This window comes from Actinobacillus minor NM305, from assembly GCF_000175195.1.
Taxonomy (GTDB): domain Bacteria; phylum Pseudomonadota; class Gammaproteobacteria; order Enterobacterales; family Pasteurellaceae; genus Haemophilus_A; species Haemophilus_A minor.
The window spans coordinates 79,751-94,789 of sequence record NZ_ACQL01000055.1; the positions used below are offsets into that span (position 1 = coordinate 79,751).

The 15,039-nt window shown below is 39.5% G+C and carries 15 protein-coding genes, 1 tRNA gene and 1 pseudogene; 6 read left to right on the top strand and 11 right to left on the bottom strand.

Translation table 11 applies throughout. The annotated features are described in order from the left end of the window. Positions 1-76: 76 nt before the first annotated feature. Positions 77-1,444: a CDP-diacylglycerol--serine O-phosphatidyltransferase gene (pssA, locus tag AM305_RS01945; RefSeq protein ID WP_005822661.1), complete on the top strand. Its 1,368-nt coding sequence runs from the start codon at positions 77-79 to the stop codon at positions 1,442-1,444. 25 nt (positions 1,445-1,469) lie between these two features. Next, positions 1,470-2,210, top strand: a complete 741-nt coding sequence (gene rlmB, locus AM305_RS01950) for a 23S rRNA (guanosine(2251)-2'-O)-methyltransferase RlmB (protein WP_005822662.1) — start codon at positions 1,470-1,472, stop codon at positions 2,208-2,210. Between the two features lie 98 nt (positions 2,211-2,308). On the opposite strand, the gene murA is transcribed toward rlmB, so the two are convergent. The 7 genes from murA to mlaF all read right to left on the bottom strand — a co-directional run bounded on the left by murA (position 2,309) and on the right by mlaF (position 7,170). Next, positions 2,309-3,586, bottom strand: a complete 1,278-nt coding sequence (gene murA, locus AM305_RS01955) for a UDP-N-acetylglucosamine 1-carboxyvinyltransferase (protein WP_005822664.1) — start codon at positions 3,584-3,586, stop codon at positions 2,309-2,311. Between the two features lie 92 nt (positions 3,587-3,678). Continuing rightward, positions 3,679-3,939, bottom strand: coding sequence for a BolA family protein (locus AM305_RS01960; protein ID WP_005822665.1), 261 nt, complete (start codon positions 3,937-3,939; stop codon positions 3,679-3,681). Positions 3,940-3,979: 40 nt separating this feature from the next. Next, the gene (locus AM305_RS01965; RefSeq protein WP_005822666.1) at positions 3,980-4,309 is read right to left on the bottom strand and encodes an STAS domain-containing protein; all 330 of its coding nucleotides are present in this window, start codon (positions 4,307-4,309) and stop codon (positions 3,980-3,982) included. Between the two features lie 5 nt (positions 4,310-4,314). Next, positions 4,315-4,956 carry a phospholipid-binding protein MlaC gene (gene mlaC, locus AM305_RS01970; protein WP_005822668.1) on the bottom strand — a complete coding sequence of 214 codons (642 nt, stop codon included), beginning with the start codon at positions 4,954-4,956 and terminating at the stop codon, positions 4,315-4,317. Between the two features lie 101 nt (positions 4,957-5,057). Continuing rightward, positions 5,058-5,579 carry an outer membrane lipid asymmetry maintenance protein MlaD gene (mlaD, locus tag AM305_RS01975; RefSeq protein ID WP_005822670.1) on the bottom strand — a complete coding sequence of 174 codons (522 nt, stop codon included), beginning with the start codon at positions 5,577-5,579 and terminating at the stop codon, positions 5,058-5,060. 18 nt (positions 5,580-5,597) lie between these two features. Beyond that, positions 5,598-6,374, bottom strand: coding sequence for a lipid asymmetry maintenance ABC transporter permease subunit MlaE (mlaE, locus tag AM305_RS01980; RefSeq protein ID WP_005822672.1), 777 nt, complete (start codon positions 6,372-6,374; stop codon positions 5,598-5,600). Then, on the bottom strand, positions 6,367-7,170 hold the full coding sequence (gene mlaF / locus AM305_RS01985) for a phospholipid ABC transporter ATP-binding protein MlaF (RefSeq protein ID WP_005822674.1): 804 nt from the start codon (positions 7,168-7,170) through the stop codon (positions 6,367-6,369). Before mlaF ends, mlaE begins: the two co-directional genes overlap by 8 nt. 282 nt (positions 7,171-7,452) lie before the next feature. Here mlaF and AM305_RS01990 point away from each other — a divergent pair, with 282 nt between their 5' ends. From AM305_RS01990 to tyrA, 4 genes are all read left to right on the top strand, one after another. Beyond that, positions 7,453-8,856: a DegQ family serine endoprotease gene (locus tag AM305_RS01990; RefSeq protein WP_193594257.1), complete on the top strand. Its 1,404-nt coding sequence runs from the start codon at positions 7,453-7,455 to the stop codon at positions 8,854-8,856. 90 nt (positions 8,857-8,946) lie between these two features. Next, positions 8,947-9,990, top strand: a complete 1,044-nt coding sequence (locus AM305_RS01995; RefSeq protein ID WP_005822678.1) for a glycosyltransferase family 9 protein — start codon at positions 8,947-8,949, stop codon at positions 9,988-9,990. A 41-nt stretch (positions 9,991-10,031) separates the two neighbouring features. After that, a complete protein-coding gene (locus AM305_RS02000; RefSeq protein WP_005822679.1) occupies positions 10,032-11,105 on the top strand; it encodes a 3-deoxy-7-phosphoheptulonate synthase in 1,074 nt (357 codons plus the stop codon). 8 nt (positions 11,106-11,113) lie between these two features. Further along, a complete protein-coding gene (gene tyrA, locus AM305_RS02005; RefSeq protein ID WP_193594259.1) occupies positions 11,114-12,235 on the top strand; it encodes a bifunctional chorismate mutase/prephenate dehydrogenase in 1,122 nt (373 codons plus the stop codon). A 57-nt stretch (positions 12,236-12,292) separates the two neighbouring features. Here the strand turns inward: tyrA and AM305_RS11915 are convergent. The 4 genes and pseudogenes from AM305_RS11915 to AM305_RS02020 all read right to left on the bottom strand — a co-directional run. Then, positions 12,293-12,585: pseudogene (locus tag AM305_RS11915) on the bottom strand (IS1595 family transposase); the annotation flags it as partial. A gap of 75 nt (positions 12,586-12,660) precedes the next feature. Continuing rightward, a complete protein-coding gene (gene ettA, locus AM305_RS02010) occupies positions 12,661-14,331 on the bottom strand; it encodes an energy-dependent translational throttle protein EttA (protein ID WP_005822683.1) in 1,671 nt (556 codons plus the stop codon). A gap of 209 nt (positions 14,332-14,540) precedes the next feature. Beyond that, positions 14,541-14,630: transfer RNA gene (locus AM305_RS02015), tRNA-Ser, on the bottom strand. An 88-nt stretch (positions 14,631-14,718) separates the two neighbouring features. Then, positions 14,719-15,030: a BolA family protein gene (locus AM305_RS02020; RefSeq protein ID WP_005822685.1), complete on the bottom strand. Its 312-nt coding sequence runs from the start codon at positions 15,028-15,030 to the stop codon at positions 14,719-14,721. Positions 15,031-15,039 lie beyond the last annotated feature (9 nt).

Consider the following 15,039-nt stretch of genomic DNA (forward strand, 5'->3'; position numbering starts at 1 on the left):
TAAGCGGTGAAGTAGGGTGTGTTTCTTTTGGTTACTTTTCTTTGCACAAGCAAAGAAAAGTAACAGAGGACTAACAATGCTTATTCTAAACAAACAAACCCGTGCAAAACGCCACTTAGATAATCTCACTTTTATCCCCCAAGCGGTAGAAAAAGTGGATTTTCTTACCAGTAGCACCGAGTTTAAACAACACATTTTAGCGTTAATAAAACAAGCAAAATTTCGCATTTATCTCACCGCTCTCTATTTTGAAAAAGATGAAGCCGGGCAAGAGATCTTAGATGCACTTTATCAAGCGAAATTAGCTAACCCACAACTAGAAATCAAAATCCTTGTAGATTGGCATAGGGCGCAACGGGGACGTATTGGCGAAGCAACCCAAAGTTCAAACGCCGATTGGTACACCCTGATGCGTGAGCAATATGCCCTGCCGACAGAGCAAGAGATTGCGTTTTATGGCGTTCCGGTCAATAAACGTGAGATCTTCGGTGTGTTGCACCTAAAAGGGTTTGTGTTTGATGATACCCTACTTTATAGCGGAGCGAGCATCAACAACGTCTATTTACAGCAATTTGAGCGTTACCGTTACGACCGTTATCATCAAATTGAAAATAAGGCTTTAGCAGATAGCTGGGTTAATTTTATTCAACAGAATATTTTGAGCAACCCTGCGGTAAATCGCTTGGATCAAGCAAATCGCCCAAAAACCATTGAAATCCGACCGCTTGTGAAAGCTTTCCGTAAGGAGCTTAGCCAACAAGAATATCGTTTTAATGGTAAATCAATGGATAATGAACAGCTAATGGTTTCGCCATTGGTCGGGCTAGGGCGTAAAAATCCGCTGAATAAAACGATTGAAGCGTTATTTTTCCAAGTACAACAAAAATTGACGATTTGTACGCCTTATTTCAATTTCCCTCGTTCAATTAACCAACGAATTGAGTGGTTATTGGAAAATGGCAAACAAATTGAAATTATTGTCGGCGATAAAACGGCGAACGATTTTTTCACGCCACCGGAAGAAAAATTTACGATGGCGTCCGCTTTGCCGTATCTGTATGAAAAAAATCTGCGAGCATTTACGAAAAAGTTTGATCATTATATCCAAAATGGGCAATTAACGATCCGCTTGTGGAAAGATGGCAAGAACAGCTACCACTTAAAAGGCGTATGGATTGATGAGCGTTATATTCTACTTACAGGAAACAATCTCAACCCACGAGCGTGGAAGTTAGATGCGGAAAATGCGGTATTAATTTCAGATCCGAAAGGTGAATTAACCGAAAAGTCTCAAGCAGAATTAGCGCAAATACGTACCCATACGACAGTGCTTACCCATTATAGTGATTTAGAACAGTTAAAAGATTATCCGGAAAATGTGCGTAAGTTACTGAAGAAATTCGGGCAAGTTAAATTAGATAAAGTGGTTAAAATGCTTTTATAGTGTATTAACTGAATAAAGGAAAAAAATGAGCGAACAAATTTACGGTATTCATGCTGTTAAAGCATTTCTTGATAACGCTCCGGAGCGTTTGATTGAGGTGTTTGTATTAAAAGGGCGTGAAGACAAACGACTTATTCCGTTGTTAAATGAATTACAACGTTTGGGGATCGCAATTCAACAAGTCAATCGCCAAACATTAGATAACAAATCACAAGGCGAGGTTCATCAAGGCATTATTGCCAAAGTAGTGCCACAAAAAGAGTTAAATGAACATGATTTAGATCGTATTTTAGCAAGCAAGCCGCAACCCTTATTATTGATTTTAGATGGTGTTACTGATCCGCATAATTTGGGCGCTTGCCTGCGTACAGCTGATGCCGCTGGTGTTGATGCAGTAATTGTGCCAAAAGATAAATCGGCACAATTAACTTCAACAGCTCGTAAAGTGGCTTGTGGTGCGGCAGAAACCGTACCTCTCATTCGGGTAACCAATTTGGCTCGAACCATGAGAGAGCTTCAAGAACAGCATAATGTTTGGATTGTTGGCACGGCAGGTGAAGCAACTTCAAGTATTTACGATGCCAAATTAACGGGTGCTATTGCACTTGTAATGGGGGCAGAAGGCGATGGAATGAGACGCTTAACACGTGAACATTGCGATCAATTGATTAGTATTCCAATGGCTGGTTCGGTCTCATCATTAAATGTTTCTGTTGCGACCGGTGTTTGTTTATTTGAGATTATTCGACAAAAGTTATCTACATAGTTTTTGATAAATCAACGACTATTTTGTCCACGGTGCCAGCTTAAAGCCTTATGCTACAAGACTTTAAGCTGGTTTTAGTAACAAAATTTAGCTATTATCTAGCTCTCTTCAAAAGCCTCAGAAAAACGTTCAATCGTTGCGCCAAGACCACGTAGTTTTTCTTCGATGTGTTCATAACCACGATCGATATGATAAATGCGATCCACAATGGTTTCACCATTTGCGATACAGCCTGCTAAGACTAAGCTGATTGATGCGCGAAGGTCAGTTGCCATAACTTCTGCAGGTTTTAATGATTCAACACCATGACAAATTGCTGTGTTACCTTCGATTTCACCTTTTGCACCCATGCGGTTGAGTTCCGGAATATGCATAAAGCGGTTTTCAAAAATGGTTTCCGTAATACGGCTTGTCCCTTCTGCTACAGTGTTTAACAAGGTAAATTGAGCTTGCATATCTGTTGGAAAGCCAGGGTGAGGCATAGTGCGGATATTTACCGCTTTTGGACGCCGACCTTTTGAATCAAGTGTAATCGTATCTTCAGTCACTTCAACATCCATGCCTGCTTCACGTAATTTCTCAATTACAGCGTCTAGTGTATCTGCTTTCGTACCGCGGCACGTGATTTTACCGCCAGAAACGGCAGCTGCAATAAGGAATGTACCGGTCTCAATACGGTCTGCAACAACACGGTGTTCACAACCACCTAAATGTTCCACACCTTCAACCGTAATCATATCAGTACCTGCACCAGAGATTTTTGCCCCCATCGCATTTAAGAAAATGGCTGTATCTACAATTTCAGGCTCACGAGCAGCATTTTCAATTACCGTTTTTCCCTCTGCTAAAGTTGCCGCCATCATCACAGATAATGTTGCCCCTACGCTCACTTTATCCATATAAACTCGAGCGCCTTTAAGACGACCATTTGAAGTTGCTTTTACATAGCCTTCATCTAATTCAATCGTTGCGCCCATTTTTTCTAAACCTGCGATATGCATATCCACAGGTCTCGCACCGATAGTACAGCCACCCGGTAAAGAAACTTGTCCTTCGTGGAAACGAGCCACTAATGGTGCCAGCGCCCAAATTGAAGCACGCATCGTTTTCACTAATTCGTAAGGTGCAACATAGTGATCAATCTTACTTGCATCAATCTGTACTGCGCCGTTTGCATCACGCTCAACAACTACACCTAATTTACGTAAAATTTTGAAAGTGGTTTCCACGTCCTTTAACACAGGCACATTGGTTAATGTCACTGGCTTTTCTGCCAAAATGGCGGCGAAAAGAATAGGTAATGCCGCATTTTTTGCACCAGAAATTTCAACGGTACCGCTTAAAGTAACTGGACCGCGTACTCGGAATTTTTCCATTTTTTATCCTTTTTATCATAAAAACAAAAGTTGAACCTTTTGTAAGCGGTCAAATTTGACATATCACTTACGAAATGGCCCAACTTACTTAATTAACCTGCCATATTTAATAAACGCTCTTTTTTCCATTGGTCTGTGGAAAAAACTTTAATGGTAAGCGCATGAATAGCATTAGTAGCAAATAAATCGCCGAGTGGTGCATAAACAGCTTGTTGTTGTTTCACTCGAGAAAGTGCAGCTAAACTATCGCTTACCACAATAACACCATAATGGGAATTTTCCCCTTGAGCATGAATTTCTGTGGCATCGGTAAGTGCTGCTTTAAGTATTTCTTCAAGTTGTTTTGGTTCCATAAATTAAATGATCCTTTAAATCAAAAAATAATGATGTCGATTAGTTTACAAGAAAGCGATTTAACCATTGGTCTAAATCATATAAATCCGCTAATGTTTTCACAACATTCGGAACATGAATCAGATGATTTGAGGTTTGCTTTCCATAAAAATGCAACAATTCAGTCAATAGAACAAAGCCGGCAGAATCAATACGTGAAATTGCTTTTAAATCCCAGTAAATATGTTGATTTTTTCTTGTAGATAAAAAAGAAGCACGTTGCTTCCATAACGGAAGCAACGTGTCACGGGTTAATTCACCACTCAACTCTACCACTAAGCTTTCATTGTTATGCAATACGCTCCATTGTAATGTTTTTTGTGGTTTCATACTAATTATTTTTTAGTTAAAGAGATTGGTTGTTTTGCTGATTGTGCAACTTGTGCAGTAAGAGCATCGATACCTTGTTGGCGTAATACACCGCTCCATTCATTTTGTTTTGTTGCAACCATACTTACGCCTTCAGCTGCCATGTCGTAAGCTTGCCATTCACCGGTTTTACTATTTTTACGCCATTTAAAATCTAATTTAATAGGCGCTGCACTGCCGTTCGATAATACATTTACACGAATACTTACGATAGATTTACCTTCTGTTGGTTTTTCGCCCTCAATCTCAATTTTTTGATCTTGATATTGGGTTAATACTTGTGCATAAGATTGCTCAATAAATTGACCGAATGCATCAAAGAATTTCTCACGTTGTGCTTCTGATGCTGAAGAAAGCGCTTTGCCTAGAACAAGCTGTCCAGCATATTTCACATGTACTTTTGGCATTAAATCGTTACGAACGATTGTACGTAAATATTCTGGATTTGATTTAATTTTACTTTGGTTTGCTTTAATATCACTAAAAAGTTTATCTGCGGTTTGTTGCATTAACGCATATGGGCTCGTTTCTGCAAACGCTTGTGTTGAGAATAAAGTTGATAAAGCGACAACACCAGCAACCATCATTTTTTTGATATTTTTTAACATTAAAAATACTCCAATAAGAATAACTATCTGTTATTAAGGTTTACAAGCGGTAGAATAATGCGTTTATTTTACCGCTTTTCATTATAGTCTATACGACTACATTAAGGTGAAGCAGGTTTTTCTGCTTCGGTTTTTTCTGCATCCGTTCCTGAAGATTTTTTATCTCCATATAAGAACTGACCGATTAAATCTTCTAATACCATCGCAGAATTGGTATCTGCAAAAGTACTTCCTTCTTTCATATATTCCGTTTCGCCTTCCATCATAAAGCCAACATTTAACGCAATATATTGTTCGCCAAGTAAACCTGCCGTTTTAATAGAAAGTGAACTCGTGTCCGGAATCTTATTAAAATCTTCGTTTACCGCTAAAGTGACTTTAGGGGTATAAGTTTGAGAATCTAACTGGATATCAGAGACACGTCCTACAACGACACCGCCTACTTTAATTGGCGCACGCACTTTTAGTCCACCGATATTATCGAAAGTTGCGTAAAGAGTGTAAGTTTTCTCTGAACTAAATCCCTGAACATTCGCTACACGTAAGCCTAAAAAAGCAAGAGCAATAAGCCCTAATAATACAAATAAGCCTACCCAAAATTCAAATTTAATTGATTGACGCATTTTTTTTCCTTTCTTAGATTAACCGCCAAACATAATGGCTGTTAAAATAAAGTCTAACCCTAAAATAACCAGTGAAGCGTTTACCACGGTCTTTGTTGTCGCTTGGCTAATCCCCTCTGATGTTGCAGTCGAATCATAACCATTAAATAAAGCAATCCAAACAACGGCGAAGGCGAAGATAATGCTTTTAATAAAACCGTTAATTAAGTCGCTTGCACTTACAGAGTTTTGCATAACAGACCAGAAGCTACCTGAATCTACCCCTTTCCAGTCAACCCCAACTAAAGAGCCGCCCCAAATGCCAATTGCAGTAAAAATAACAGCTAAAATTGGCATTGAAATTACACCAGCCCAAAAACGTGGTGCGATAATACGCCGTAAAGGATCAACTGCCATCATTTCAAGGCTGGAAAGCTGTTCTGTCGCTTTCATTAAACCAATTTCTGCGGTTAATGCCGAGCCAGCTCGGCCTGCAAAAAGTAATGCCGTGACCACCGGTCCTAACTCTCGAAGTAAAGAGAGTGAAACTAAAGTTCCCAAACTGGTTTCGGCGGCAAAATCAACTAAGACAACATAGCCTTGTAGCCCCAATACCATTCCAATGAATAAGCCTGAAAGCATAATAATCAGAAGAGATTGTACACCAACTACATAAAGTTGTTTAATTAGCAGTGGGCTATGTTTACGAAATTGAGGCTTTCCAATCAATGCTCCCCATAACATAAAAGCGGAACGCCCAAATGCTCGGATAATATCAATAGTCGTTTTCCCAATTTGGTTAATAAAATTAATCATTAAACAAGTCCTCCACATAGTCTTTTGCAGGATAGTGGAAACGAACCGGACCATCTGCTTTTCCTGCCAAGAATTGAATCACTTGAGGATCTTGACTTTCCACAAGCTCTTCAGGCGTTCCCTGAGCAATGACTCGCTGATTTGCCACAATATAAGCATAATCCGCAATACTTAATACTTCCGTCACATCATGAGAAACAACTATCGAAGTTAAATTCAATGCCTGATTGAGTTTTTTAATCAACTCGACAATAACACCCATACTAATCGGATCTTGCCCCGTGAATGGTTCATCGTACATGATCAGATCAGGATCTAATGCAATTGCTCGAGCCAATGCTGCTCGGCGAGCCATGCCTCCGGAAAGCTCTGAAGGCATTAAGTGAGCCGCCCCACGTAGCCCAACAGATTCTAATTTCATTAGAACCAATTTTCTAATCAGTTCTTCCGGTAAAGTGGTATGTTCACGAATGGGAAAGGCGACATTATCAAAAGTCGATAAATCAGTAAATAACGCTCCGGATTGAAACAACATCCCCATACGTTGGCGAAGCTGATAAAGCTCTTTATTTGATGCTTGGCAAATATCTTGTCCATCAAATAAGATTTCGCCTTGTTCCGGAATAATTTGTCCACCGATTAAACGTAATAATGTTGTTTTTCCTATGCCCGAAGGCCCCATTATCGCTGTCACTTTACCTTTCTGCACTTGCAGATTAAGATTATCGTAAATTACTCGCTCACCTCTTTTAAAGGTCAAGTTTTTTACTTCAATCAAGTTTTCAGTGTTTTGCATTCGTTTGTTTATATACTCTTTTTAGTAAAAAGAAAGGCTTCTATACTCCACTAAGTTAGCCATAAAGTCAAAAGGCTTTTAAATTTTGACAAAAAATTTTTTCGAAAGATGTTCTTTTCAAAAATTTACGTATTAACAATCCAACCATTCTAAATAAAATATCAGTCTTTAATGAACCCTTCCAAATTTTGTCTGTCCTATCAGACACGAGCAAGCGACTCAAGTTCAGCAAAAAGTATGCTTTCTCGCTATAGACATTTTCATATAAAAATTAAGGAACAAATAATGAAAACAATGAAAAAATCAATCATTGCCGCTTTCGTATTAGGTATGGGAATGGCATCTATGCCTATCACAGCACAAGCTGAAATCAAATTACCTTTTATTTCAGCAAGTAGCCAGCAAGAAACCCTATCTTTAGCAGATATGTTGGATAAAGTACGTCCTGCTGTTGTTAGTATTTCTGTTGAAGGTAAAACAAAAGAAGAAAAATACAGTCGAAGAATGAGAGATATTCCAGAAGAATTTGAATTTTTCTTCGGAGATATGTTTGGTGATCAACGCTCTGCTCCGCGTAATTTCCGTGGAATTGGCTCAGGCGCAATTATCAATGCAGAGAAAGGCTATGTGATCACCAACAACCACGTGATTAAAGATGCAGATAAAATTATCATTAAATTAGAAGATGGACGTGAATTTAAAGCAAAATTAGTTGGTGCAGATCCACTTTCTGATGTGGCTTTAGTCCAAATTGAAGAACCCAAAAATCTTACAGAGCTTAAATTTGCTGATTCGGATAAATTACGAGTGGGCGATTTTAGCGTAGCTATTGGTAATCCATTCGGTTTAGGTCAAACCGTAACATCAGGGATTATTTCTGCCTTAGGCCGCTCCACCGGAACAACTGATGATGGCTATCAAAACTATATTCAAACCGATGCAGCTGTAAACCAAGGTAACTCGGGTGGTCCGTTAATTAACCTAAAAGGAGAACTCATCGGTATCAATACGGCAATCATTTCGCCAAGTGGTGGTAATGCAGGTATTGCATTTGCGATCCCATCTAATATGGCAAATAACCTTGTTCAACAAATTATTGAATTCGGTGAGGTCAAACGTGGTATGTTAGGCATCAAAGGTGGCGAATTAAATGCAGATCTTGCTAAAGAATTCAGCATTGATGCTCAACAAGGGGCATTTGTCAGTGAAGTTTTACCTGATTCTGCTGCAGCAAAAGCAGGCTTAAAAGCCGGTGACGTTATTATCGCACTCAATGGTCAAAAACTCCGTAGCTTTAGTGAGTTACGTGCGAAAGTGGCAACAACCGGTGTAGGAAAAGAGATTGAATTAACGTATCTACGTAATGGTAAAGAAGAAAAAACAAAAGTCACTTTACAAGCCGATCCAGGCAGTACTGTTGCAGCCAAAGATCTATTACCGGCACTAAAAGGGGCTGAGTACAGCAATTACAAAGAGAAAGGCATTAAAGGTATTGAAATCACTAAAGTCGAAAAAGGTTCACAAGCAGAAATGCGTGGCTTGAAAAAAGGCGATGTGATTGTTGGTATCAACCGCCACAGTATTGAAAATATGAGCGATTTACGCAAAGTGCTTGAGACAAAACCTTCAGCCATTGCTCTCAACATTTTCCGTGATGGTTCTAATTTCTTCTTACTTATCCAATAATTAATCGATTAAAGCACAACATCTGTTGTGCTTTTTTTCTTATTTATCTTCTATAATGGCAACATTTTCTTCACTCTTTCATAATGTCAAATGAAAACACCTTTATCTATTTGTATCTTACGTTTATCTGCAATAGGCGATGTATGCCATACTCTTGCGGTTGTCCAAGCAATTCAACGCCAATATCCCGATGCTGAAATTACGTGGATTATCGGTAAAACAGAAGCCAATTTAATGCAAGGATTAGCAAATGTAACACTTGTGCCTTACGATAAAAAAAATGGCTGGAAAGAAATTTTTACAATCTGGAGAAAGCTATCAAACAAGCGGTTTGATTTTTTATTAAATATGCAAACCGCTTTTCGTGCTTCATTAATTTCTATCGGAATTAAAGCTAATCGGAAAGTTGGCTTTAATCGAGATAGAGCAAGGGAGCTACAATGGCTTTTTACCAATGAAAAAGTCGATACTACCACTTCTCCTCACGTACTTGACGGGCAAATGATGTTTGCTAAAGCGGTTGGCGTAACAGATTTAACCCCACGTTGGACCTTACCTATTTCTGCCGAAGATCGTGCATATTCACAGCAATTTCTAGATGAAAATCGTAAAAATGTTGTGATTTCTCCCTGCTCGAGTAAAGCCGAAAAAGATTGGCTGCCTGAACGTTATGCCGAAATTGCAAAATGGCTATCAGCACAAAATGTTAATGTGATTTTAGTCGGATCGCCTGCAAAAAATGAATTAAAAATGACCGCTTACATTGAAGAACAAGCTCCACAATGTACAAATCTTGCAGGAAAAACCACATTAAAACAGCTTGCGGCATTATTAGATAAAGCAGATCTCGTTATTTCTCCGGATACCGGAGCGGCTCACATTGCCAGTATTCAACATACTCCGGTTATCGGACTTTATGCTATTCATAACCCACGCCGTACTGCTCCTTATAACGATCAACAAAATGTGATCTCTGTATATGATGAAGCCGTAAAAGCATATTATGGAAAAAGTTGGGAACAACTCCCCTGGGCAACAAAAGCGCGTAGTAAAAATGATGAAAAATTGATGGCTCGCATTTCTGTTGAGCAAGTTAAGAAAAAAGTAGTTGATATTTTAGGTGTAAATCTGTAAATTACAACTGTATTATTTATTTTACACAACAGGAAAGAAAAATGAACGCACAAGTCGTTAATCAAGATAGCATTCACAACGTTAATATTACTGATGAAAAAGTATTGCTTACCCCAGCTGAATTAAAAGCTGAACTGCCACTACCTTCTCATCTTCGTAAACAAATTGAGACATCTCGTCAAGAAATTGCCGATATTATTCACAAACGTGATCACCGCAAATTGATCGTAATTGGACCTTGCTCTATTCACGATCCTAAAGCCGCCATTGAATATGCTCAAAAATTAAAAGCATTAAACGATAAAGTGAGTGATCAACTTTACCTAGTCATGCGTGTTTACTTTGAAAAACCTAGAACCACGGTTGGTTGGAAAGGTTTAATCAACGATCCTAACATTGATGGCACTTTTGATATTGAAAAAGGATTACACGTTGGGCGTAAACTTTGCTTAGATTTAGCTGAATTAGGCTTGCCACTTGCAACAGAAGCACTCGATCCAATGACACCACAATATATTATGGATTTATTCAGCTGGGCAGCTATTGGAGCAAGAACCACTGAGTCGCAAACGCACCGTGAACTGGCTTCCGGTTTATCAATGGCAGTAGGCTTTAAAAATGGTACTGATGGTGGTTTAGGTGTAGCAATCAATGCAATGAAAGCCGCAGCCGAAAGCCATAGCTTTATCGGTATGAACCAAAAAGGGCAAGTTACCCTTTTAAAAACGAAAGGGAATGAAAACTGCCACGTGATTTTACGTGGAGGCAAAACGCCTAATTTCGAAAAACCATTTGTAGAAGAGTGTGAACAAAGCTTACATAAAGCAAATCTAGCAGAAGCGATTATGATCGATTGTAGCCACGGGAATTCAAATAAAGATTATACTCGCCAACCATTAGTGGCTGAAAATGCTTTAGAGCAATTACTTGCCGGGAACAAATCTATTATTGGTTTAATGATTGAAAGCCACTTAAATGCAGGTAATCAATCTTCTGAACAACCTTTTGAGCAAATGAAATATGGTGTATCTATTACAGATGCGTGTATTGATTGGGATACCACAGAAACATTATTAACTCATTTTGCTGAAAAATTAAGACAACTAGATAAATAAGAGACACGATAATGCCACTTAACCCTTTACGAGAAAAAATTGATCAGGTTGATCAACAACTCATTCAATTATTCGCAGAACGTCTAAAATTAGTTGCCGAAGTGGGCAAAGTTAAATCTGAGCACGGCATACCTGTTTATGCGCCTGATCGTGAAAGTGCGATGATCAAAGCTCGCCGAGAAGAAGCTGAAAAACAAGGCGTACCGGCAGACTTAATTGAAGATGTACTGCGCCGAGTGATGCGAGAGTCTTACGCTAATGAAAACAAGCACGGATTTAAAACCGTTAATCCGCAGGTGCGTAAAATTGTTATCGTAGGTGGTAAAGGGAAATTAGGTGGCTTATTCGTTCGCTTTCTAACGCTATCAGGCTACCAAGTTGAAGCATTAGGCAGCCAAGATTGGGGGAATGCCGAGCAAATTATCAATGGTGCAAATCTTGTTATCGTCTGCGTACCGATCAATAAAACCCTTGAAACCATTGAACGATTAGCGCCTTACTTAACGGAAAATATGATCTTAGCCGATCTCACATCCGTAAAAGCCCAACCTTTAGAGAAAATGTTAGAAATACATAGCGGACCTGTTGTTGGTTTACACCCTATGTTCGGGCCTGATATTGCAAGTATGGCAAAACAGATTGTCGTTTGTTGTCACGGACGCTTTTCCAGCGAATACGAATGGCTTATCGAGCAAATTAAAATTTGGGGCGCAAAAATTGAGGTCATCGATGCACATGAACACGATCACTGTATGACTTACATTCAAGCACTCCGCCATTTTTCAACATTTGCATTTGGGCTACATTTATCTCGCCAGCCGGTAAAATTATCACAACTTTTAGCGTTATCTTCACCGATTTACCGTTTAGAACTGGCGATGATTGGGCGTCTATTTGCGCAAGATGGTGGACTGTATGCCGATATTATTTCAGATAAGCCAGAGAATTTATCGGTCATTCAGTCGCTTAAAGAAACCTTTGAAGAAAGTTTGAAGTATTTTGAGCAAAATAATAAAGCCGGTTTTATCGAGGCCTTTGATGAAGTCCATCACTGGTTTGGCGAATATTCTGAACTGTTCTTAAAAGAAAGCCGAAACCTACTTCAACAGGCACATGATTTTAGACGATAGTTGTTCAGTAATAACATAGTAAAAAGGGACTATCCTAGATAACTGACTTAAACAGATCTTAACTAATTGTTTTAAAATGGAAATTTGAGATTTTAAGTAGCTGTGATAAAAACGCCATTTGCATTCCTTCAAATACAATTCAAAATGTGCTTTGGGGATACCATAAAGCTTGTGTAAATGACATTTAGCTTGATTCCATTCTCAATTCCGTTTATATGATTTTGTTTTTCTGCGAAGAGGGTATTGCGATTGATGCAAAAATGATTAAACTCAGGTACATCATAGCTTCAGTAAAAATCGGTATACACTATGCTGTCTAGCTTCACCTTTTCTCGAATAATCGGTAAAATCAGGCATAGTAGACAAATTTGTTGCTAAAAACAGGCACAAGCAGATGCTTGTGCCAAAGTTGCTAGTATGCGCTATTACTTCGCAATACGCTTATATTTAATACGATGTGGCTGTGTTGCCGCTTCACCTAAGGTTTTCTTTTTCCACTCTTCGTAGTCTGAGAAGTTACCTTCGTAGAAAGTCACTTTACCTTCATCGCCGTAATCTAAAATGTGAGTGGCGATACGGTCTAAGAACCAGCGGTCGTGCGAGATAACCATTGCGCAGCCTGGGAATTCTAAGATCGCATTTTCTAACGCACGCAAGGTTTCCACATCAAGGTCGTTGGTTGGTTCGTCTAATAATAAGACGTTTCCGCCCGCTTGTAACAATTTCGCAAGGTGTAAACGACCACGCTCACCGCCTGATAATTCGCCAACACGTTTTTGTTGATCCACGCCTTTGAAGTTAAAACGCCCAACATAAGCACGGCTTGGGATTTCAAAGTTGCCGATGGTTAAAATATCTTGTCCGTTTGAGACTTCTTCCCATACGGTTTTCTTGTCGTCCATTGCATCACGGAACTGATCCACTGAGGCAAGCACCACTGTTTCGCCCATCACGATTGAACCGCTGTCCGGCTGTTCTTGACCTGAAAGCATACGGAATAAGGTTGATTTACCTGCACCGTTCGCCCCGATGATCCCCACAATCGCCCCTTTCGGAATACTGAAAGATAAATCGTCAATTAAAGTGCGGTCGCCGTAAGATTTAGTTAGGTTGCTCACTTCAATCACTTTATCCCCTAAGCGTGGGCCAGGTGGAATAAAGAGTTCGTTAGTTTCGTTACGTTTTTGATATTCGCCTGAGTTAAGTTCTTCAAAACGTGCCATACGCGCTTTACTTTTCGCCTGACGACCTTTCGGATTTTGGCGTACCCATTCCAACTCTTTGGCAATGGATTTTTGGCGAGCATTTTCCGCCGCTTGTTCTTGCTCTAAACGTTTCTCTTTTTGCTCTAACCAAGAAGAGTAGTTACCTTCCCAAGGAATACCTTCACCACGGTCAAGCTCTAAGATCCAACCTGCTACGTTATCTAAGAAGTAACGGTCGTGGGTAATTGCCACCACAGTACCTTCATAGTCGTGTAAGAAACGCTCTAACCACGCCACAGACTCCGCATCTAAGTGGTTGGTCGGCTCGTCTAATAACAACATATCCGGTTTTTCGAGCAATAAGCGGCAAAGTGCCACACGGCGGCGTTCTCCCCCTGAGAGGTGTTCAATTTTTGCGTCCCAATCAGGTAAACGTAACGCATCAGCCGCACGTTCTAGCTGGTTATCCAAATTGTGCCCATCGTGAGCTTGAATAATTGCTTCTAATTGTGCTTGTTCAGCCGCAAGTTTATCGAAATCCGCATTCTCATCAGCATAAGCCGCATACACTTCATCTAAACGAGTGAGTGCATTTTTCACTTCTGAAACTGCTTCTTCAATGGCTTCACGCACGGTTTGTTGCGGATCTAATTTTGGCTCTTGCGGAAGATAACCGATTTTGATCCCCGGTTGTGGACGAGCTTCACCTTCAAACTCTTTATCAACGCCGGCCATAATGCGTAATAGGGTAGATTTACCCGCACCATTTAAGCCAAGCACCCCGATTTTTGCCCCTGGAAAGAAGCTTAAAGAAATATCTTTTAAAATATGACGTTTCGGCGGAACAACTTTGCCTACTCGGTGCATTGTATAAACAAATTGTGTGGACATTTTTAATTCCTCAATAAAAAATCTTATCTATTTTACTTGAAAAGCGAAGGAAAATACAGAAAGCAAGCGGTAGGATTTTTCGCATTTTTTACTAAATTTAAGGTAAAAAAAATCCCTAAGCAAAAGGGCTTAGGGATAAGTATTAAATAAAGTATAACTACTTTAACTTAACCAAGGAAATATCTATGAAAACATGCCTTATTACTAAATGGCGGTGAGAGGGGGATTCGAACCCCCGATACAGTTTCCCATATACACGCTTTCCAGGCGTGCTCCTTCAACCACTCGGACATCTCACCGAATCAATAAAAAGACCGCAGAAATATACCTTTTTTTAGCTGATTAAGCAAGGATTTTCTTCACGTTATAAAATAAATTACTTGCGAACTATTCACCTACGCCCAAGCAATTTGTTGATTTAGGAATAACACCTTTTGCATCCAACCATTCCTGTGAAGTATAAGTATGTAATGCAAGAGCATGAACACCTTGCGCCAGTTCATCGGCTAAACATTGGTAAATCGCTTGATGACGGGCAACACTTCTTTTTCCTTCAAAAGCAGGAGAAACTATCGTTACTTTAAAATGCGATTCAGCCCCTCTGCCAGAACTATGCATATGGCTTTCATTTTCAATCTGTAAAAAAGAAGGATTAAAGGTTTCTTTCAGTTTTTGTTCAATCATTTGTTGAATAATCATTGTTTATTT